The 19,047-nt window shown below is 63.2% G+C and carries 19 protein-coding genes; 10 read left to right on the top strand and 9 right to left on the bottom strand.

Annotated elements, in window-relative coordinates:
- Nucleotides 1-73: 73 nt before the first annotated feature.
- Nucleotides 74-1,231 (top strand): thiolase family protein, encoded by a 1,158-nt coding sequence (locus AC1RUR_RS03900; protein ID WP_492841473.1) that lies wholly within the window; start codon nucleotides 74-76, stop codon nucleotides 1,229-1,231.
- Nucleotides 1,231-1,620 (top strand): Zn-ribbon domain-containing OB-fold protein, encoded by a 390-nt coding sequence (locus AC1RUR_RS03895; RefSeq protein WP_492841471.1) that lies wholly within the window; start codon nucleotides 1,231-1,233, stop codon nucleotides 1,618-1,620. The genes AC1RUR_RS03900 and AC1RUR_RS03895 overlap by 1 nt, the downstream gene beginning before the upstream one ends.
- A 32-nt stretch (nucleotides 1,621-1,652) precedes the next feature.
- On the opposite strand, the gene AC1RUR_RS03890 is transcribed toward AC1RUR_RS03895, so the two are convergent.
- Nucleotides 1,653-2,843 carry a CaiB/BaiF CoA transferase family protein gene (locus AC1RUR_RS03890; RefSeq protein ID WP_492841469.1) on the bottom strand — a complete coding sequence of 397 codons (1,191 nt, stop codon included), beginning with the start codon at nucleotides 2,841-2,843 and terminating at the stop codon, nucleotides 1,653-1,655.
- A gap of 26 nt (nucleotides 2,844-2,869) precedes the next feature.
- A complete protein-coding gene (locus AC1RUR_RS03885; protein ID WP_492841467.1) occupies nucleotides 2,870-4,168 on the bottom strand; it encodes an enoyl-CoA hydratase-related protein in 1,299 nt (432 codons plus the stop codon).
- A gap of 125 nt (nucleotides 4,169-4,293) precedes the next feature.
- On the opposite strand from AC1RUR_RS03885, the gene AC1RUR_RS03880 reads away from it, so the two are divergent.
- The 5 genes from AC1RUR_RS03880 (at nucleotide 4,294) to AC1RUR_RS03860 (ending at nucleotide 9,261) form a co-directional block, all read left to right on the top strand.
- Nucleotides 4,294-5,475 carry an acyl-CoA dehydrogenase family protein gene (locus tag AC1RUR_RS03880; RefSeq protein WP_492841465.1) on the top strand — a complete coding sequence of 394 codons (1,182 nt, stop codon included), beginning with the start codon at nucleotides 4,294-4,296 and terminating at the stop codon, nucleotides 5,473-5,475.
- Nucleotides 5,476-5,539: 64 nt separating this feature from the next.
- Nucleotides 5,540-6,298: an SDR family oxidoreductase gene (locus AC1RUR_RS03875; RefSeq protein WP_492841463.1), complete on the top strand. Its 759-nt coding sequence runs from the start codon at nucleotides 5,540-5,542 to the stop codon at nucleotides 6,296-6,298.
- 29 nt (nucleotides 6,299-6,327) lie between these two features.
- Nucleotides 6,328-7,119 (top strand): enoyl-CoA hydratase-related protein, encoded by a 792-nt coding sequence (locus AC1RUR_RS03870; protein ID WP_354117747.1) that lies wholly within the window; start codon nucleotides 6,328-6,330, stop codon nucleotides 7,117-7,119.
- 42 nt (nucleotides 7,120-7,161) lie between these two features.
- The gene (gene kce, locus AC1RUR_RS03865) at nucleotides 7,162-8,091 is read left to right on the top strand and encodes a 3,5-dioxohexanoate:acetyl-CoA acetone transferase (protein WP_492841460.1); all 930 of its coding nucleotides are present in this window, start codon (nucleotides 7,162-7,164) and stop codon (nucleotides 8,089-8,091) included.
- Between the two features lie 24 nt (nucleotides 8,092-8,115).
- Nucleotides 8,116-9,261, top strand: coding sequence for an acyl-CoA dehydrogenase family protein (locus AC1RUR_RS03860; RefSeq protein ID WP_492841458.1), 1,146 nt, complete (start codon nucleotides 8,116-8,118; stop codon nucleotides 9,259-9,261).
- An 18-nt stretch (nucleotides 9,262-9,279) separates the two neighbouring features.
- On the opposite strand, the gene AC1RUR_RS03855 is transcribed toward AC1RUR_RS03860, so the two are convergent.
- The 3 genes from AC1RUR_RS03855 to AC1RUR_RS03845 are packed head-to-tail and all read right to left on the bottom strand — an operon-like array spanning nucleotide 9,280 to nucleotide 11,787.
- Nucleotides 9,280-10,464 (bottom strand): acyl-CoA dehydrogenase family protein, encoded by a 1,185-nt coding sequence (locus AC1RUR_RS03855; RefSeq protein WP_247490542.1) that lies wholly within the window; start codon nucleotides 10,462-10,464, stop codon nucleotides 9,280-9,282.
- On the bottom strand, nucleotides 10,457-11,338 hold the full coding sequence (locus AC1RUR_RS03850; protein ID WP_492841456.1) for an HpcH/HpaI aldolase/citrate lyase family protein: 882 nt from the start codon (nucleotides 11,336-11,338) through the stop codon (nucleotides 10,457-10,459). Before AC1RUR_RS03850 ends, AC1RUR_RS03855 begins: the two co-directional genes overlap by 8 nt.
- Nucleotides 11,335-11,787, bottom strand: a complete 453-nt coding sequence (locus AC1RUR_RS03845) for a MaoC family dehydratase (protein ID WP_492841454.1) — start codon at nucleotides 11,785-11,787, stop codon at nucleotides 11,335-11,337. Before AC1RUR_RS03845 ends, AC1RUR_RS03850 begins: the two co-directional genes overlap by 4 nt.
- 127 nt (nucleotides 11,788-11,914) lie before the next feature.
- On the opposite strand from AC1RUR_RS03845, the gene AC1RUR_RS03840 reads away from it, so the two are divergent.
- Complete coding sequence (locus AC1RUR_RS03840) at nucleotides 11,915-12,928, top strand: NADP-dependent oxidoreductase (RefSeq protein ID WP_492841452.1); 1,014 nt, start codon at nucleotides 11,915-11,917, stop codon at nucleotides 12,926-12,928.
- Between the two features lie 11 nt (nucleotides 12,929-12,939).
- Here the strand turns inward: AC1RUR_RS03840 and AC1RUR_RS03835 are convergent, their stop codons facing one another.
- Complete coding sequence (locus AC1RUR_RS03835) at nucleotides 12,940-13,815, bottom strand: SDR family oxidoreductase (protein ID WP_492841450.1); 876 nt, start codon at nucleotides 13,813-13,815, stop codon at nucleotides 12,940-12,942.
- A 136-nt stretch (nucleotides 13,816-13,951) separates the two neighbouring features.
- Here AC1RUR_RS03835 and AC1RUR_RS03830 point away from each other — a divergent pair, with 136 nt between their 5' ends.
- Nucleotides 13,952-14,755 carry an enoyl-CoA hydratase/isomerase family protein gene (locus AC1RUR_RS03830; protein WP_492841448.1) on the top strand — a complete coding sequence of 268 codons (804 nt, stop codon included), beginning with the start codon at nucleotides 13,952-13,954 and terminating at the stop codon, nucleotides 14,753-14,755.
- Here the strand turns inward: AC1RUR_RS03830 and AC1RUR_RS03825 are convergent, their stop codons facing one another.
- From AC1RUR_RS03825 to AC1RUR_RS03815, 3 genes are all read right to left on the bottom strand, one after another.
- On the bottom strand, nucleotides 14,756-16,381 hold the full coding sequence (locus AC1RUR_RS03825; protein WP_492841446.1) for an AMP-binding protein: 1,626 nt from the start codon (nucleotides 16,379-16,381) through the stop codon (nucleotides 14,756-14,758).
- Nucleotides 16,382-16,503: 122 nt separating this feature from the next.
- On the bottom strand, nucleotides 16,504-17,304 hold the full coding sequence (locus tag AC1RUR_RS03820; protein WP_492841444.1) for an enoyl-CoA hydratase/isomerase family protein: 801 nt from the start codon (nucleotides 17,302-17,304) through the stop codon (nucleotides 16,504-16,506).
- 54 nt (nucleotides 17,305-17,358) lie between these two features.
- A complete protein-coding gene (locus AC1RUR_RS03815; protein ID WP_492841442.1) occupies nucleotides 17,359-18,240 on the bottom strand; it encodes an SDR family oxidoreductase in 882 nt (293 codons plus the stop codon).
- A gap of 236 nt (nucleotides 18,241-18,476) precedes the next feature.
- Here AC1RUR_RS03815 and AC1RUR_RS03810 point away from each other — a divergent pair, with 236 nt between their 5' ends.
- Nucleotides 18,477-19,001: a MarR family winged helix-turn-helix transcriptional regulator gene (locus tag AC1RUR_RS03810; RefSeq protein ID WP_492841440.1), complete on the top strand. Its 525-nt coding sequence runs from the start codon at nucleotides 18,477-18,479 to the stop codon at nucleotides 18,999-19,001.
- The last annotated feature ends 46 nt before the right edge of the window (nucleotides 19,002-19,047 follow it).

The raw sequence follows: 19,047 nt of genomic DNA, 5'->3' as shown, positions 1-19,047 counted from the left end.
TGGGATCAATTCCAGGCCTACCGGGCATCGCCCGGCAGGTCCGACCGAGCAGCAAACGCCAGCGGAGAGCGAGTTGACCATCAGAGGTAAGGCCTACATTGCCGGGATCTACGAACACCCGACCCGGCATGCGCCGGATAAATCCACCGCCCAGCTTCATGTCGAGGTCGCCAAGGGCGCGATCGAGGATGCCGGGCTGAGCAAGGACGACATTGACGGGTATTTTCTCTCCGGCGACGCGCCCGGCGGCGCCTGGCCGATGGTCGACTATCTCGGCCTCAACACCAAAAAATTCCGCCATATCGACACCACCGATACCGGCGGCTCCTCCTACATCATCCAGCTCGGCCATGCGGCAGAAGCCATTGCTGCGGGCAAATGCTCGGTTGCCCTGATCACGCTCGCGGGCAAGCCGCGCACCAGCCACACCCCACCACGCGCACCTGGCGCCGAGGCCGATTTCGAGTCGGCCTATGGCGCGACCACGCACAATGCCTATGGCATGTGCGCGATGCGTCACATGCACGACTATGGCACCACCTCAGAGCAACTCGCCTGGATCAAGGTCGCGGCCTCGCATCACGCGCAATACAATCCCCATGCGCTGCTGAAGGACGTCGTCACCGTTGAGGACGTCGTGAACTCGCCGATGATCTCCGATCCCTTGCACCGGCTCGATTGCTGCGTCGTCACCGATGGTGGGGGCGCATTGATCGTGACCTCTCCGGACATCGCCCGAAGCCTGAATAAACCGCGGGTCCGATTGATTGGTCACGGCGAAGCAATGAAGGGGCCGAACGGTGGCAAGGATCTCGATCTGACCTATTCCGCCGGCGTATGGTCCGGGCCGCGCGCCTTCGAGGAAGCCGGCGTGACGCCAAGGGATATCAAATACGCCTCGATCTACGACAGCTTCACCATCACGGTGCTGATGCAGCTCGAGGACCTCGGCTTCTGCAAGAAGGGCGAGGGCGGCAAGTTCGTCGCTGATGGCAATCTGATCTCGGGCGTCGGCAAGCTGCCGTTCAACACCGATGGCGGTGGGCTCTGCAGCAACCATCCCGTCAATCGCGGCGGCATGACCAAGATCATCGAAGCCGTCCGGCAGCTGCGCGGCGAGGCGCATCCGAAGGTGCAGGTCAGGAATTGCGATCTCGCTATCGCCCATGGCACCGGCGGCCTTCTGGGAGTTCGCCACGCCGCCTCGACCGCCATTCTGGAGCGCGTGTGATGAGCGAAGCCAAGAAATATCCCGCCCCGGTCACGAACCCCGAGACCGCGGCGTTCTGGGACGCCGCGAAGCAAGGCAAGTTCATGATCAAGCGCTGCACCGCCTGCGGCGAAGCGCATTACTTTCCGCGCTCGATCTGTCCGTTCTGCTACTCCGACAAGACAGTGTGGGAAGAGGCGTCGGGCGAGGGGACGATCTACACCTGGAGCCTGATGCGGAAGTCGCCGACCGGTCCTTACGCCATCGGCTACGTCAAGCTCAAGGAAGGACCGTCGCTCCAGACCAATTTCGTCGATTGCGATCTTGAAAAGCTCGAGATCGGCCAAAAGGTGAAGCTGGTGTTCAAGCCGACCGACGGCGCACCACTACCGTTCTTCACACCCGTCTGACACCAAGGAAGCACCGCCGTGCCCCGAGATCATCAACTGATGATCTCGTCACGGCGCAATTCGGCAATGCTCGCGTCGGAAAGGCCCATTTCCTTCAGGACATCATCGGTATGTTGCCCGAGGGTGGGCGGGGGCAGCCCGGGAGCCCGCTCCTCCCCAACGAATGTCACGGGATGGCCGACGCAATTCAGGCGCCCAGCCGCGGGATGATCGTACTGCATGATCAGCTTGTCCGCCCTCGTATGCGGATGGTCCAGGAGTTGGGCAAGCGTATTGATCGGCGAACAGGGAATACCGACCTCGTTCAACGCCTCATTCCAGTATGCAACGGTGTTGGTGGCGATCACCGATTGGACGTGCTGAAGCGTCTCAGCGCGATGCTTGACCCGCTCTGCATTGGTGCGGAACTTCGGGTCATCCACGATCGCATTCAGGCGGGCAACGCTGCAGAACTTGCGCCAGAGATTGTCGTTGGCTACCCCGATCATGATCGGTCCGTCCGACGCCTCAAACGCCTGGTATGGGCAGAGCGACTCATGGCTGGAGCCACACTTTGCCGGTTGCGTCCCCCGCTCCCAGAAGGTCTGGAGATTGTAGCCCAAGATCCCAAGCGCAGTATCGAACAGCGACACCTGGATCGCCGCGCCCTTGCCCGACTTCTCACGCGCAAACAGGCTCGCAAGTATGCCGCTGAAGGCGTGCACGCCTGTCATCTGATCGATCGGGGAAATGGGGCTGCGGATATAGCCGCCGCCCTCATCGCCGGTCATCGACATGATGCCGCCAAAGGCCTGCAGGATCACATCGTACCCGGGCGAATTTTTCAGAGGTCCGGTCCGGCCGAATCCGGAGATGCTGCAATGGACCAGCCGGTCGTTGAGCGCGCAAAGGCTCGGCGCATCGATGCCCAGCCGCTCGGCAACGCCGGTACCGAAGCTTTCAATGGCGACGTCGGAGGCTCGCGCGAGCTCCTGCACGAGTTTCCGCCCCTTGTCCGACTTCATGTTGATCGCGATGCTTCGCTTGTTGCGATTGGCACTCAGGAACACTGTGCCGAGGCCGGGCGCGGGAAAGGGCGGCCACCCGCGGGTCTCATCCCCCTGCCCCACCGCTTCGACCTTGATGACTTCGGCGCCGAGATCGCCGAGATACTGCGCGCAGAGCGGGCCTGCGAGCACCTTCGAAAGATCGAGAACCTTGATACCGTCAAGAGGTTTTGGCACGATTTCTCTCCTTGCCGAAGGCTCGACTAGTTCAATCCTGCGGCGAATAATCCGCCGAGATAGGCGGGAAAGCCTGCCTGCGTGACCAGGACGTAATCGGCAGCCCGCCGCTCCGCCTCGTCAAGCTGTGTACGCCAGCCCACGGCTGCGGCTTCGGCGTCCACCAGCCGCGCGCGCAAGAGATCCTTGCCCCAGGTCCTCGGTTCGTCGTCATGCCAATAGACCGCATCAGTGATACGGCCGTCGAAGTCGACCCGGCGCGGCTGCTCGACGCGAAAACCCGCACGCGCAAAGGCATCGGAGAGCTCCTTGCCGCGTTCGGAATGAGCACCAAGCACGTTCGATATCGCGGCGACCGCTTCGGTGATCCGGGGATTCATACCTTTCTTCTTCAACCGCTCATAATCGAGCCTCCCGAGAAACAGCGTCCGGATCATGTTGCGTGGCTCGCGCCGCTGGATCAGTCTTGCGAAGATCTGCATCTCGGTTCGGATCGCGCTATCAAAGTCTTGCGGCAAACCCTGCTCGACGCAGTCCAGAATGGCCAATGGTGCCGGATAGTGGCCGAGCGTCTCTGCCAACATTTTGCTCCGGCTTGCGCCGATGATTGCCGCGACGCGCGACATGTCAGCCGCACGGCTGTCCGGCCGGTCCCACGGCTGTGTGGCCGCCGGATGCGACAACACCCAGCGCTCGGCGGCGGCGACCTCTTCGCCTGGTTCCGCCAATTCATCCGCAAGCCCGGCCGCGACAGCCGCCTGCCCACCGATGCGCGCGCCGTCGAGCAACACCGGCAGCGCAGCCTCAATCCCGATCAAGCGCGGCAGCCGCTGGGTTCCGCCCCCGCCCGGCAGCAATCCGACCAGCGACTCCGGCAGACCGAACACCGCCTGCGGGCGATCGGCGATCACCCGACGATGCGCGGCCAGAGCGAATTCGCAGCCGCCTCCCAGGGCAAGGCCAGCAACGGCAACGGCAATCGGCTTGCCAGCGGTCTCGAGCCGACGCAAGCCATGACTCAACCGGAAGAAATGATCGAAAGCGAGACGATCGCGTTCGGCGGATGGTGCTGCCATGATCATATCATAGGCAGTCTCCAGCTCGGCGAGATCCGCGCCCGCGCAGAACGCCGAAGACTTTCCGGACCGGATCACGACGCCCATCACATCGCTTTGCTTGAGCCAGTCCGCGAACAGGCCAATTTCGTCGATCGCGGCGTTCGAGAACACGTTCATCGAGCGGTCGGGCATGTCGAAGATCAAGTGCACGACGCCGCTCGTCGACATCTCGGTTCGAAATTGTTTCAGCGCCGCTCCGATCACCATCGCTCCCTCCTCTCACAACAGTTCATTGGTGTACGATCGTACTTGCCTTCGCCGGTTTTCAGGTTGTATACCCAAACCAAATACTGTACACTAGCAAACTAAATCAGACGGGACGCTTTTTGACAATGATCGAGCGCACGATCTTTCGCGAAGAACATGAGATTTTCCGGCAGACGGTACGTCGTTTCGTCGACCGCGAGATCGTTCCCTTCCACGCCCAATGGGAAGAGGACGGCATTGTTCCGCGGGACCTCTGGCTGAAGGCCGGCGCCGCCGGCCTCCTGTGCTGCACCGTGCCCGAGGAATATGGCGGCATGGGCCTCGACTACCTCTTCGACGTGGTCGTGTTCGAGGAGCTCTGGCGCGCCGGCGCAAGCGGTCCCGGCTTTCTCATCCATACCGACCTCGTCGCGACCTATCTGCTGTCGTTCGGCAGCGAGGCGCAAAAGCGCAAATGGCTGCCCAAAATGGTGTCGGGCGAAGCAATCGGCTCGCTCGGCATGACGGAGCCCCATGCCGGCAGCGATCTCAAGGCGATCCGGACCCGCGCTTCGCGTGACGGCGATGACTTCTTGATCAACGGCCAGAAGGTCTTCATTTCCAACGGCCAGCTTTGCGACTTCATCGTGCTGGCGACCAAGACCGACAGCCAGGCCGGCGCCAAGGGCGTAACGCTGTTCATCGTCGAGAGCAGCCGGGACGGCTTCAAGCGCGGCCGGAATCTGGAAAAGCTCGGCATGAGGGCGCAAGATACGTCCGAGCTATTCTTCGACAATGTCCGCATTCCCGCCAGCAACATGCTGGGGGCGGAAGGCAGGGGCTTCGCTCAGATGATGACCAAACTGTCGCAGGAACGCCTGGCGCAGGCCATTCGCTCGGCGACCGTCACCGAAACCGTGATCGACTGGACGCTGCACTATACCTCCGAACGCAGCGCGTTCGGCCAGAAGCTCGCCGACTTCCAGAACACCCAGTTCAAGCTCGCCGAGCTCAAGACCAAAGCGACTGTCGCCCGCGTCTTCACCGACAAGTGCATTGCCCTGTTCATGGAGGGCAAGCTCGATCCCGTCGACGCCGCCATGGCCAAGATGTTCACCTCTGAGCTGCACTGCGAGGCCGTCGACGAATGCCTGCAGTTGTTCGGCGGCTGGGGCTATATGTGGGAATACCCGATCGCCAGAGCCTATGCCGATGCGCGCGTGGTGAAGATCGCCGGCGGCTCGATCGAGATCATGAAGACGATCATCGCGCGGCAGATGTATTCCCAGCGCGGGTATGACATTCAGAAGAACGGGGCGGCCTCATAAGCCCCCTCTCCTTCGAGGCATCGAAGGTCGCCGGCGAAAATATAAACGACAAGGGAGATCAGCGTTGAAGGGCCTATCTGGAAAAGTTGCCGTCGTGACCGGCGGCGGACAGGGCATCGGACGAGGATTGACGCTGCGGCTCGCCGAAGAAGGCTGCAAGATCGCGATCTTCGACATCAATCCGCAAGGCGGCGACGAAACCGCAAAGCTCGCGCCGCAGGCGGTCATCAAGACCTACGCGGTCGACGTGGGAGATGCCGCTTCCGTGGAGGCGGCGGTTGGCAAGGTCGAAGCGGAGCTCGGCCCGATCTGGCTCCTGGTCAACAATGCCGGCTGGGACCGCCCGATGCCGTTCCTGAAGACCGACAGAGAGCTTTGGGACAAGATCATCCGGATCAATCTCTACGGACCGCTCAACACCCACAAGGCGATCGCGCCCTTGATGGCCGAGCGCGGCGGCGGCCGCATCGTCAATATCGCCTCCGACGCCGCGCGCGTCGGCACCAGCGACGAAGCCGTCTATTCCGCCTGCAAGGGCGGGTTGATCTCCTTCACCAAGTCGCTGGCGCGCGAGCTGGCACGCAAGAACGTGCTGCTCAACGCCATCTGCCCCGGCCCGACCAACACGCCGATGATGGCGTCGGTCCTTGGCGAAGGCGAGCACGCCGTGAAATGGAAGGACGCCATGGTCCGGGGCATTCCGCTGAAGCGGATGGGCGAGCCCGACGACTACGGCGGGATCGTCGCGATGCTCGCTTCCGACGACGGCAAATTCATCACCGGACAAACCATTTCCGTCTCCGGCGGAATGAACATGATCTAGATCGCGCCAGGAAACGCCAAGGAAACGTCATGACCGACCCCAAGCAATTCACCGACGTCATCTATGAAGTCCGCGACCGTGCCGCGTGGATCATCATCAACCGGCCAAAGGTCTATAACGCCTTCCGCGGCCAGACGCTTGAGGAGCTCATCCAGGCCTTCCACCTCGCCGCCAACGACCGAAAGGTCGCAAGCATCGTCCTGACCGGTGCGGGCGAGAAAGCCTTCTGCACCGGCGGCGATCAATCTGCGCATGAGGGCCAGTATGACGGCCGCGGCGTGGTCGGACTTCCGATCGACGAAATCCAGGGCTTGATCCGCGACGTGCCGAAACCGGTGATCGCCCGGGTCAACGGCTTTGCGATCGGTGGCGGCAACGTGCTCGCAACACTCTGCGATCTCACCATCGCTGCGGATCACGCCCAATTCGGTCAAGTCGGCCCCAAGGTCGGCTCGGTTGATGCCGGCTGGGGAACGGCCTTCCTGGCCCGTCACGTCGGCGACAAGAAGGCCCGCGAGATCTGGTTCCTCAACGAGCGTTATACGGCCGAGCAGGCGCGCGAGATGGGCCTTGTCAACAAGGTCGTGCCCATGGCGCAGCTCGACGCCGCCGTGAAGGACTGGACCGACAAGCTCGCGCAGCGATCGCCGACCGCGATCGCGCTCGCGAAGCGATCCTTCAACGCCGATTCCGACAACATCCGCGGCATCAGCAATTTCGCGCTGCACGCCGTCAAGATGTTCTACGACACGGCGGAGTCGAAGGAAGGCGTCGCGGCCTTCAACGAGAAGCGCGATCCGGACTTCCATAAGTTCACATGATGGCCCATGTGCCGGTAGCAACCGCAAGCTGAGGAGGCGGCCATGGCGCCCCACAAGGTCATCATCTCCTGCGCGGTCACGGGATCGATCCACACGCCGTCGATGTCGCCGCATCTGCCGGTGACGGCGGCCGAGATCGCCGAGTCCGCGCTCGGCGCTGCGGCAGCGGGGGCAGCGATCGTGCATCTGCACGCGCGCAATCCAGCCGACGGCAGACCGGATCAATCGCCGGAAGCCTTCGAGCCCTTCCTGCGCGTCATCAAGCAGAGCTCCAACGTCGTCGTGAACCTGACGACCGGCGGCTCGCCCTACATGACGGTGGAAGAGCGCGTGCGCCCGGCGGCGACCTGGAAGCCGGAGGTCGCAAGCCTCAACATGGGCTCGATGAATTTCGGTCTGTTCCCCATGCTGAAGCGCTACAAGTCGTTCAAGCATGACTGGGAGCCGCAGATGCTGGAAGGCTCCCACGACCTCGTCTTTCGCAACTCGTTCAAGGATATCCGTTACGCGCTGGAAACGCTGAACAGCTCCGGCGCCCGATACGAGTTCGAATGCTACGACACCAGCCATCTCTATAACCTGCATTATTTTTGGACCGAGGGCCTGGTGAAGGCGCCGCTGTTCATCCAGACCTGTTTTGGATTGCTCGGCGGCATCGGCTCCCACCCTGACGATGTCATGCACATGAAGCGGACGGCCGATCGATTGTTCAGCGACAACTACCGCTGGTCGGTGCTCGGCGCCGGCCGCGCCCAGATGCAGGTCGCGGCCATGGCGGCGGCGATGGGTGGCAACGTCCGTGTCGGTCTGGAAGACAGTTTGTGGATCGGCTCCGGCCGCCTCGCCGAAACCAATGCGGCGCAAGTGACGCAGGTCCGCAAGATCATCGAAGGCCTCGGGCTCGAGATCGCGAGCCCGGACGAAGCACGCGAGATCCTCCAGCTCAAGGGCGGCGACAAGGTCGCATTCTAGGGCTCAACCGACGGCTCGACAGACATGTTGCCACATCGCCCGGTCTACGACGAAGAACACGCACTCCTGCGCGAAAGCGTCCGCCGCTTCGCCGCGGCGAAGATCGCGCCGCACTTCCAGGAATGGGAGAAGGCCGGAATCATCGATCGCGCGCTGTGGCCGGCGGCGGGGGATGCCGGCCTGCTCTGCCCGCAAGTGCCCGAACAATATGGTGGCATCGGCGGCGACTTCCGCCACAACGCCGTCGTCATCGAAGAGCTCGCCTATTCCGGCTTTGCAGGGCCAGCGACCGACTTCTCGGTCCATAACGACGTCTGCTGCGGCTATCTCCTGAGTTACGGGACAGAGGAGCAAAAGACAAAGTGGCTGCCGCGCATGGTCTCGGGCGAGATCGTCTGCGCGATCGCGATGACCGAGCCCGGCACCGGCAGCGACCTGCAAGGCATTCGCACGCGCGCGGTTCGGGACGACGACGACTACGTCATCTCCGGTCAGAAGACCTTCATCTCGAACGGCCAGATGTGCGATCTCGTCATCGCGGTCACCCGCACCAATCCGGACGGCGGCTCGCGTGGCATGAGCCTGATCCTGGTCGAGACCGACCGCCCCGGCTTTCGGCACGGCCGCAACCTCGACAAGCTCGGCCATCTCTCCTCCGACACCTCGGAGCTGTTCTTCGACCAGGTCCGCGTTCCCGTGAGCAATCTGCTGGGGTCCGAAGGTGGCGCGATGGGCGCGCTGATGAGTGAGTTGCCGCAGGAGCGCTTGACGATCGCACTTCATTCGATCGCATCGGCCCAAAAGGCGTTCGACATCACCAAGGCCTATGTGCTTGAGCGCAAGGCGTTCGGACAGGCGATCGGAACCTATCAGAACACGCGCTTCAAGCTGGCCGATCTCAAGTCGGACCTCCAGGTCGGCTGGGCCTATGTCGACCAGTGCCTGAGCCAGCACATTCGTGGTGAGCTGAGCACCTATGCCGCATCGACAGCCAAGCTCTGGGTCACCGAGATGCATGGACGTCTCGTCGACCAGTGCCTGCAATTCTTCGGCGGCTACGGCTTCATGCGCGAGTACGAGATCTGCAGGTTGTTTGCAGATGCGCGCGTGCTGCGCATCTATGGCGGCACGTCGGAGATCATGCGTGAGCTGATCTCGCGCAACCTCTGACGCACGCCGCAGCGTGGCTCAATAGCTTTTCGGCAGATCGAGCACCTTCTCGGCGATAAAACTCAGGATGAGTTGCTCCGTGATCGGCGCGAGCCGGGTGATCGAGACTTCGCGGAACAGCCGCTCAACGTGATACTCCTTGGCATAGCCGAAGCCGCCATGAGTCATGATGGCCTGCCAGGCCGCATCGTGGCCGGCGCGCGCGCCGAGCAATTTGGCGCTGTTGGCTTCGGCACCGCACGGCTTGTCCGAATCGTACAGCCAGGCGGCACGCATCGCCATCAGCCACGCCGACTCCAGATACATCCAGTTCTCGGCGAGCGGATGCTGGATCGACTGATTTTGGCCGATCGGACGGTCGAATACCACGCGCTCCCTGGCATAGCGCGTCGCCCGGCGCAGCGCGTCCTGGCCGATGCCGATGGCTTCGGCCGCGATCAGGATGCGTTCGGGATTGAGGCTGTGCAGGATGTAGGAAAAACCCTTGCCCTCCTCGCCGATCCGGTCGGCCTCGGGAATGAACAGGCCGTCGATGAAGATGGCGTTGGAATCGACCGCCTTGCGTCCCATCTTCGGAATTCGGCGCACCTCGATCTTCGAACGGTCGAGATCGGTGTAGAAAATGGTGATGCCATCGGTCGGCCGCTTGCAGTCCTCGAATTTGGTGGTGCGGGTCAGCAGCATGATCTTGTTGGCGATCTGCGCCGTTGACGTCCAGACCTTCTGGCCGTGCACGAGATAGCCGCCCGGCACCTTCTCGGCGAAGGTCTTGATGCGCGTGGTATTCAGCCCGGCGTCCGGCTCGGTGAATCCGAAGCAGCACTGGTCGTCGCCCGCGACCAGCCGCGGCACCCAGCGCCGCTTCTGGTCGTCCGTTCCCTTCACCACGATCGGGTGCGGTCCGAACAGGTTGATATGCACGGCGGATGCCGACGTCATGCCGCCGCCGTGGCTGGCCACCTCGTGCATCATGATCGCCGCTTCGGTGACGCCCAGACCGGAGCCGCCATATTCCTCTGGCATGGTGATGCCGAGCCAACCGGCATCCGCCATGGCACGGTGGAACGCACGCGGAAACTCGCCGTCCTCGTCGCGGGCAAGCCAGTACTCGTCGTCGAAACGCGAGACGACGGCACGAACGCCTTCACGGATCGCCGCGTGATCGTCCGGCACATCGAGCTGGTTGGCGAACGACCTATCCATGAGAGGTGCCCTCCCCGATCGACGCCAAGGTTCTTCGTGCTGCAACCAGATGCGGCATGTCGTACATCTTGCCGTCGATGCCGACGGTCCCGACATCCGGATTCGCCGCGAACGCCGCCACGACCTGGCGCGCGTGTTCGATATCGGCGTCCGACGGCGTGAAGCATGCATTGATGGTTGCGACCTGATCGGGGTGGATCGCGATTCGGCCGACGAATCCGTCCCGTCGCGCGATCTTGCAGCTTTCGGCCAGCCCCTGCTGATCCCTGAAGTCGACATACAGGGTCTCGAGCGCCGCAGCATTGGCAGCGCCGGCGGCAAACAGGCACTGCGCACGCGCCACCTGATAGGGAAAGGTCCAGCTTCCATCGGCTTCGCGCGGCGTCAGCGCGCCAAGCGCTGCGCTGAGATCTTCGCCGCCCCAGGTCATCGCGACCAGGCGCTTGTTCTGGCGAGCATAGCCGCTGAAGCCGATCATCGCGGCCGGTGTTTCCGTTGCCACCACCAGCAGTTTGACGTGACCGGGCGCGACACCGGTCGCGACCTCCAGCACATCGACATAATGCGAAACGAGATCGACATCCTCGATGCCGTTGACCTTGGGAATCAGGATGCCGTCGAGGCCGGGACGAACCACGGCGGCCAGATCTTCCAGCGTCAACCCCGTGCCGAACGGATTGATGCGGACCAGGAACGACCAGTTCCGCGCGCCTCCGCCCAGCAACGCCTTGACCGCATCGCGGGCGAAGGCCTTGCGGCCGGGCGCAACGGAGTCCTCGAGATCGAGGATCAGCGCATCGGCGCCGATGCCGCCTGCCTTGGCGAATTTGCGTTCACTGTCGGCCGGTACGAAGAGGAGCGAACGTAGTTTCATGCCGGCCTCCTCATCATCAATCCATTCCTGCGGCAATAGACCGCCTCTTCGTCGCGCTGATTGAAGCCGCGATGTTCGAAAGTGACGATGCCCTGCGTCGGACGTGACTTGCTCTCCCTGACCGCGACGACCTTGGTCTCGGCGCGCAGCGTGTCCCCGGCAAACACCGGCTTCGGGAACCGGGTGTCCTCCATGCCGAGATTGCCGACCGTGGTTCCCAACGTCGTGTCCTGCACCGAGAGGCCGATGATCAGCCCGAGCGTGAAGATCGAATTCATCAGCGGCTTTCCGAACTCGGTGCCCGCAGCATAGTGGTGATCGATATGCACCGCCGCCGGATTGTAGGTCAGCGACGAGAACAGGATGTTGTCCATGTCGGTCACGGTGCGCCGGATTTCATGAACAAAGGTTTGTCCGACCGAAAATTGCTCGAAATAGAGCCCCGCCATTTTGCTTGCCTCTTTATGTCTTGCCGGGATCCCGAGGCTTTCAGCCGGCCGGGACGTCCTTGTCTCCCGCCCGATTTCTACCGTATAGTCATATCGTACACAAGCGTACTAACTATGAGGATCGCTCATGGCCCTTCGTGAAAATCGGCAGGTGCGGCTCGTGACCCGGCCGCGCGGGATACCGCAAGTCGAGCACTTTTCGCTGGTCACAGAACCGGCCACCACACCCGGCAAGGGCGAGATCCTGATTGCAAATCGCTATCTCTCGGTCGATCCGGCACAACGCGGATGGGCCAATGATGAGGGGAACTACAGCCCACCCGTGCCGCTCGACACGCCGATGCGTGCGCTCGCGGTCGGCGAAATCCTCGAGAGCAACGTGCCGGGATATCGACCCGGCGAGCACGTCTACGGATGGTTTGGCTGGCAGCGCTATTGCGTCACTACGCCGGAATCGGTGCTGCGCCGCGTCGTTCCGTCCAGCCTGCCGCTCAGCGCCAATCTGAGCGTGCTCGGCATGAACGGCATCACCGCCTATCTCGCCTTTCATGGTCTGGGCGATCCCAAGCCCGGCGAGCATGTGCTGGTCTCGACGGCAGCCGGCAGTGTGGGAAGCTTTGTCGGCCAGCTCGCGCATATCGCTGGCTGCCGCGCGGTTGGGCTGACCAGTTCGGCCGACAAGGCCGCGCAAGCAAAAGCGCGCTACGGCTATCAGGATATGATCAACTATCGCGAGGCGACCGACCTCGGCGCGGCCATCCGCGCGGCGTGTCCTGACGGCAACGACATCTTCTTCGACAACACCGGCGGAGCGATCGCCGATGCCGCCATCCGCACCATGCGGCTGCGCGGGCGCGTGATCCAGTGCGGCACCGCCGCGAATGCGTCCTGGACCCCCGTCCCCACCGGTCCGCGTCCCGAGCGCGAAATTCTCACCCGCCGCCTGCGCTGGTCCGGATTCATCATCTTCGATCATCTCGCCGAGTTCGAGGCGGCCGCGGCCCGCCTCGCCGAGCTGGCGCTGGCCGGCAAGATCGTCCACGACGAAGAGATCCTGCCGGGTCTCGAACACGCGCCCGGCGCGATCGCGCAACTTTACCGTGGTGAGAACCACGGCAAGCTGATCATCGCGGTCGACTAGGCATCAGACAGCTACGCGCTGGCCTTATGCTTCATCACCTCCGGCAGCTTCGCGCGATGGAAGCCTTCGAACGGCGCGCTGCGGCTGTGCGGCTCGAGCTCCCAGGTCGTGCGCGCATTGGGTGTACCGCCGTCGACGCGAAGACAGGAACCGGTAATGTAGGCCGCCGCCGGCGACAGCAGGTAGGTGATAGCGGCCGATATCTCTGCTTCCGTTCCAAACCGTTGCAGCGGCACGCGCTCGGTGAAATCATGCAGCTTCTTCTGCATCTCCGGCGTGTATGTATCGAAGCCGCTCGACACAATGCCGCCGGGAGCTACCGCGTTGACGCGGACACCGGAGGCCGACCATTCGCAGGCAGCGGTCTCGGTCAGGGTCAGCATGCCGCCGCGAGCGGCGGCCGAATGGCCGAACTCGGGCCAGCCGTGCCAGATGTCGGCGATGATGTTGACGATTGCCCCGCCATTGGCCTCCATCCAGCGGTTATAGACCTCGCGCATGAAAATGAAGCCGCCGGTGAGATTGTTGCGCACGACCGCCTCGAATCCCTTGGTCGAGATCGCCTTCAAGGGCGCCCGAAACTGCCCGCCCGCATTGTTGATCAGGCCATCGATGCGGCCATAGCGCGCCAGCACGGCGTCGACGGCGCCGACCACCATGATCTCGTCGCGGATGTCACAGGCGTGGCTCATCGCCTGCCCGCCATCCTCCTCGATCTCGCGCTGCACCTCGACGAGCTTCTCCACGGTCCGGCCGAGGATCGCCACGTTCGCCCCAAGGGCGGCGAGTTCATGGGCGGTGCAGCGCCCGATCCCGCTGCCGCCACCGGTGACGATGATCGTCTGCCCCTTGAACAGATCCGGCCTGAACACGGATTGATATGGCATTCTGCGCTCCCTGAAGATTATTGGCGACAGCCGCTGCAGCCCCGATCGGTCGGCGGCTTCGACGAGCATTGCGCTTGATGATCGTACACTATATTACTATATGCCATCAAGAACAATGAACGATGGGAGCGCGAACATGACGCAGCCGAACACCATCACGATCGAGAGCCGCGGCGCGATCGATATCCTGACATTGAACCGCCCGTCCCAGCTTAACGCCGTCTCCCCGGACATGATCGCGGAACTGACCGCCTACTTCGCCGACCTGCATGATCGGCCGACCACGCGCGTTGTGATCCTGCGCGGCAACGGGCCTCAATTTTCCGCGGGTGCCGAACTCGGATCGGATGCGTTTGCTGCACCTGGCAAGGGACGGCCACAGCGGCAACTCAAGATGCAGCAAAGCTACTCCGGCGTGATCCGGCTGATGCGGTCGTGTCCCCAGCCAATCGTCGGGCTCGTGCATGGCGCAGCCTGCGGCGCGGGCTTTTCCTTCCTGCTCGCCTGCGACGTCCGCTTCGCAGCACCGGACGCGCGGATGAATGCCGCCTATATCCGCATCGGCGTCGGCGGCTGCGACATGGGCTCGGGCTATCTCCTGCCCCGTCTCGTTGGATTGTCCGTGGCCTCGGAGTTTCTGCTCACGGGGCGCTTCATCAAGGCTGAACGCGCCAAAGCGATCGGACTGGTCAGCGACATCACGCCGGCTGATGAGCTTCTGGCGAAGGGAATTGCGTTCGCCGAAGACATGCTAGGCGTCTCCCCGATGGGGCTTCGCATGACGAAGCAGGCGCTCAACACGCTGATCGATGCGCCGAGCCTCGATGCGGCACTGATGATCGAAGACCGGCAGCAGGTCATCCTGCTTGAGACCCACGATCACGCGGAGGCCGTCGCCGCGTTTCGCGAGCGACGGGATCCGACCTATTCCGACCAATGATTATTTGGCGTCGGCAAACGCGGCGGCGAACTCGCGCAATTTGAACTTCTGGATCTTGCCGCTCGCCGTGCGCGGCAACTCAGCCACGATTTCGACCCGCTCGGGCCAGAACTGCTTGGCCATCCTGGCCTCGCCCAGATAGCTCTGCACCGCCGCCAGGTCGATCGTGCTTCCCGCGCGCGGAACGACGAAGGCACAGCCGCGCTCGCCGAGCCGTGCATCAGGAAAGCCGACGACAGCAACCGCGGACACGGCCGGATGCTTGTAGAGCAGGTTCTCGATCTCGACGACCGGCACGTTCTCCCCGCCCCGTACCAGAATGTCCTTCACGCGGCCCGAGATACGGATATAGCCGTCCTTGTCCATGTAGGCGAGATCGCCGGAATCGAACCAGCCGTCGCTGTCGAACGTCGGCAACTCGGGCCGCTTGTAGTACCCCTTGAACATCTGCGCGCCGCGAACCAGGAGCCGTCCCGACTCTCCTGTCGGCACGGGTTGTCCCTCGGTATCGACGATCCTGACTTCCATCCCGTCCTGTGCCCGACCATCCGTGTGCGCCGATTTCTCCGCAGCGCGGACGGGCTCGGTAAGCGTGCCGGACAGAACCTCGGTCATGCCCCACAACGAACAGACTGTGAGGCCGAGTTCGTCGGCCGCACGCCCGATCAGGACGGACGGGATCGGTGCGCCGCCGCACAGGAAGGAACGCAGGCTGCTCGGATCGGGGGCTCCGGCCTTGACGGCATCGCAGATGTCGCTGAGGAACGGTGTCGAAGCTGCCGTATATGTAACGCCTTCGCGGGCCATCAGGTTGACGCCGCGTTTGGCTTCCCAGACGTCCTGAAGGATCATCGTGCCGCCGAGATAGACCGAGAGCAGCACGATCGCGGCGTAGCCAGTCATGTGACCGACCGGAGAGGCGACGAGCAGCACGTCGCCCGCATCGAGTCCGAACCGTCCCGACAGTGCCTTGCAGCAGGCAATCAGCGAATTCGAGGTGTGCATGACGCCCTTGGGCTCGCCCGTCGTGCCCGAGGTGAACATCAGCACGGCCATGTCGTCCGGACGCAGGCCCGCTGGAAGCCTGCCGGGCTCGGACGACAGCAGCATCCGCTCAAATCCGATCTCGTCCTCGCCGTCGGCGACGATGACGTGCTTGAGATGGGGCAGATCGGGGCGCATGCCCTGCGCCATCGCGGCATAGTCGAACCCCCGATAGCTCTTCGGCACGATGAAGACTTTCGCCTCGCAGAAATTCAGGATGTAGAGCAGCTCGCGCTCGCGCAGGATTGGCATCACCGGGTTCATCACTGCGCCGATCTTGGCGCAGGCAAATGCCGTGACCACAAACTCCCACCAATTGGGCAATTGCACGGTAACGACATCGCCGCGCCCAACACCGAGCTCCAGCAGCGAGCTTGCGGCGCGATCCGCAAGCCTTGCCAGTTCCGCGTAGGTGAACCTCGGCGCGGGTTCGCGATCCGCCCGGTCGGCGACGATCGCGACCTTGTCGGGCGCCCGTGCGGCGGCCTCGGTCAGCAATTGATCGACACTTTTGTCGAGCCAATAGCCGGCTTCGCGAAAGCTGGCGTGAGGCGCGTCTCGTAAGGCGGCGGCCACGGTCATGTCTCCCTCCTGCGGTGTCGTCATTTCCGACTTCGCGCCGGATTTCGTTTATCAGCGTACCTTATTGGCGCGTACGATCTGCTGCCAATGGTCAGTTTGTCGCTCCGGCGCCACCGCGAGCGTCACGTTCCGGTAAACACCGGCTTGCGCTTCTCGACGAAAGCCCTGACGCCTTCCCGTGCATCCGCCGTTCTCGAAATCGCGGCGAGCGTCTGCGCCTCCTCCTCGAGCTGGCTTTCGAACGATCGATCGTTGGTCTGGGCGAACAGCCGCTTGATTGCACCAAACGCCTCGGTCGGGCCGGCGGCGAGCTCCTTGGCGATCCGCGCCGCCTCGAACGGTACTGCATCATCCGGAACGACGAAGTCGACGAGGCCGAGCGACAGCGCCGTGGCGGCATCGAACGTCTCACCGAGCAGGAAAAATCGTCTCGCGCGCGCGACGCCGATCCGGCGTGTAAGCATGGTGGTCGACCCACTGTCCGGACTGAAGCCGATTTTGGAAAACGCCGCCGAGATCCGCGCCGACTCCGCCATCACCACGAGGTCCGCGGCCGCCATCAGCGACACGCTGCCGCCCGCGACATTACCGTGAACCGCTGCGACGACCGGCGCGCGCATCCGGACCATCCTTGCGATTGCGACATGAATGTCGGCGGTCCAGGCCTTGATCGTTTGGGGCAGCGCATCCCCCTGCTTCACCAGCGACGTCAGGTCACCGCCGACGCTGAACAGCCGGCCGCGCGCGGATAGCAGCACCGCCCGCGCATCGGCACGTTCGCTCAATTCCGCGATAGCCAGGCCAAACTCGCGACAGAAATCGCCGTCGATTGGATTGCCGCGGGTGGGCTGATCCAGAATGATATGGGCGAGACCATTATCGATGGTGCATTCAAAACTCTTGGTCGATATGGCGAGTCCCATCGGCGTTCCTCCCTTCACGACAAAGCGCTTGCAGATCTTTGCGCCTCTCGAGGCCTAGATCGACCGTGCCTGCTTTTCCTTTTGCACCGAAGCCTGGATCGCCTCACGCGCACGCTGCCAGTCGGCGGGCGACAGTTTTGACAGCCCTGCAAAGGTGCTGGGTGCGGCCAGATGATGACCGCCATCGATGCTGATCGTATCGCCGGTGATGTAGCTGCAACCATCCGACATCAGGAAGATCAGGAGATTACGCAGCTCGTCCATCTTGCCGAAGCGGCGCAGCGGCACGTCGTCCGCCTGCGTTGCGCCGACACCGGTCTCCGCCAGCGGGTTGAGCTTGTCCCATGCCCCTTCGGTCGGGAATGGTCCGGGTGCGATCGCATTGACGCGAATGTTCTTCGGCCCCCACTCGACCGCGAGCGACATGGTCATGGCATGGACCGCCGCCTTCGCCATCGCCGCCGGCACGACAAAGGCCGATCCGGTCCACACCCAGGTGACGAGGTTGCTGATGATCACGCCCGGCAGGCCAGCCGCGATCCACCGCTTGCCACAGGCGAGCGAGGTGTAGAACGAGCCGTCCATCACGGTCGACCGCACCGCCTCGTAGCCGCGCGGCGACAGCGTCTCGGTCGGCGCCAGAAAATTGGCACCGGCGTTGTTGACGAGGCCCGTGAGCGGACCATCCGCCCAGATGCTGGTCATCATCGCTTCGATGCTGTCGGGCTCGCGCACATTGGCGAGCAGCGCGGTCGCCTGCCCTCCCGTTCGCGTGCCAATCTCCTGGGCGGCCTGGTCGAGGATGTCCTTGCGCCGGCCGCAGATGTAGACGTGGGCACCATGAGCGGCGAAACCGATCGCCATCTCCTTGCCGAGGCCGGTTCCTCCACCCGTAATCAGGATGCGCTTTCCCTTGAGCACGGCGGCGTCGAACATGGGCGGCTCCCTTCCTGCGATCGATTTTCGTTGCGGTCGGCGCGTCCCGGCTGGACAGAACAAGCACCGCGCCCGGCCGATTTAATACACTAGCGTACTTCTTTTGTAAATCGGTCGACGCCCGCGGCGCTGGAAAGCCGTTTCCACGCCCATTTCATAGCCTTCCCTTTAAAATACGCTGGTGTATGGTATCAGTTGCACCTCCGGCCCCGACTCGGCCCTCAAGGGAAACATCGATGGTTGAACTGCCCGATTGGGATCTGCGTCTCGGATATCTCATCCACGACGTGTCGCGACTCAGGAGGATGATGTTCGACCGCGCGCTGGCGCCGCTCGGGATCACCCGCTCGCAATGGTGGGTGCTGGCGTTCATCTCGCGCAAGGACGGCCTTCCCCAGGTGCAGCTCGCCAACGAGCTCGATGTCGGCAAGGTCGCCGTCGGAGCCCTGATCGACCGCCTGGAGTCGTCCGGCTTTGTCATACGCCAGGCCGATCCCGTCGACCGGCGGGTCAAGCGCGTCTATGTGACCAAGCAAGCGCGCGGCTTCCTGGAGAAGCTCCGCAAAGAGACCGACAAATTCAACGCCAGGATCGTCAACGGGATCGACCGGAAGCAACTCGAAGCGGCCTCCGACGCGCTGCTCGCCATGAAGCACAACCTCCTCGCCATGTCGGGCGGTACGGAGACCGACAGCGAAGCGGACGTGGAGGAGGATGCGCAGCCGTCCAAGACCCGGAAAAAGCGGCGGGCGGCGGCCTGAGGCCAGCCACCCGCCTGAGGTGCTCCGGGAGGAGTTCGTGGAAGTC

The organism is Bradyrhizobium sp. GW821-FHT12B03 (assembly GCF_058807535.1).
Note: the sequence above shows the minus strand (reverse complement) of the source record. Positions and strands in the feature narration are given on the sequence as shown.

What these genes read in the sequence shown, in the direction of transcription:
- AC1RUR_RS03895 (WP_492841471.1), top strand. Translation starts at nt 1,231, where the DNA reads ATGAGCGAAGCCAAGAAATATCCCGCCCCGGTCACGAACCCCGAGACC.
- AC1RUR_RS03885 (WP_492841467.1), bottom strand. Translation starts at nt 4,168, where the DNA reads ATGGTGATCGGAGCGGCGCTGAAACAATTTCGAACCGAGATGTCGACG.
- AC1RUR_RS03880 (WP_492841465.1), top strand. Translation starts at nt 4,294, where the DNA reads ATGATCGAGCGCACGATCTTTCGCGAAGAACATGAGATTTTCCGGCAG.
- AC1RUR_RS03870 (WP_354117747.1), top strand. Translation starts at nt 6,328, where the DNA reads ATGACCGACCCCAAGCAATTCACCGACGTCATCTATGAAGTCCGCGAC.
- kce (WP_492841460.1), top strand. Translation starts at nt 7,162, where the DNA reads ATGGCGCCCCACAAGGTCATCATCTCCTGCGCGGTCACGGGATCGATC.
- AC1RUR_RS03860 (WP_492841458.1), top strand. Translation starts at nt 8,116, where the DNA reads ATGTTGCCACATCGCCCGGTCTACGACGAAGAACACGCACTCCTGCGC.
- AC1RUR_RS03855 (WP_247490542.1), bottom strand. Translation starts at nt 10,464, where the DNA reads ATGGATAGGTCGTTCGCCAACCAGCTCGATGTGCCGGACGATCACGCG.
- AC1RUR_RS03850 (WP_492841456.1), bottom strand. Translation starts at nt 11,338, where the DNA reads ATGAAACTACGTTCGCTCCTCTTCGTACCGGCCGACAGTGAACGCAAA.
- AC1RUR_RS03845 (WP_492841454.1), bottom strand. Translation starts at nt 11,787, where the DNA reads ATGGCGGGGCTCTATTTCGAGCAATTTTCGGTCGGACAAACCTTTGTT.
- AC1RUR_RS03840 (WP_492841452.1), top strand. Translation starts at nt 11,915, where the DNA reads ATGGCCCTTCGTGAAAATCGGCAGGTGCGGCTCGTGACCCGGCCGCGC.
- AC1RUR_RS03835 (WP_492841450.1), bottom strand. Translation starts at nt 13,815, where the DNA reads ATGCCATATCAATCCGTGTTCAGGCCGGATCTGTTCAAGGGGCAGACG.
- AC1RUR_RS03830 (WP_492841448.1), top strand. Translation starts at nt 13,952, where the DNA reads ATGACGCAGCCGAACACCATCACGATCGAGAGCCGCGGCGCGATCGAT.
- AC1RUR_RS03825 (WP_492841446.1), bottom strand. Translation starts at nt 16,381, where the DNA reads ATGACCGTGGCCGCCGCCTTACGAGACGCGCCTCACGCCAGCTTTCGC.
- AC1RUR_RS03820 (WP_492841444.1), bottom strand. Translation starts at nt 17,304, where the DNA reads ATGGGACTCGCCATATCGACCAAGAGTTTTGAATGCACCATCGATAAT.
- AC1RUR_RS03815 (WP_492841442.1), bottom strand. Translation starts at nt 18,240, where the DNA reads ATGTTCGACGCCGCCGTGCTCAAGGGAAAGCGCATCCTGATTACGGGT.
- AC1RUR_RS03810 (WP_492841440.1), top strand. Translation starts at nt 18,477, where the DNA reads ATGGTTGAACTGCCCGATTGGGATCTGCGTCTCGGATATCTCATCCAC.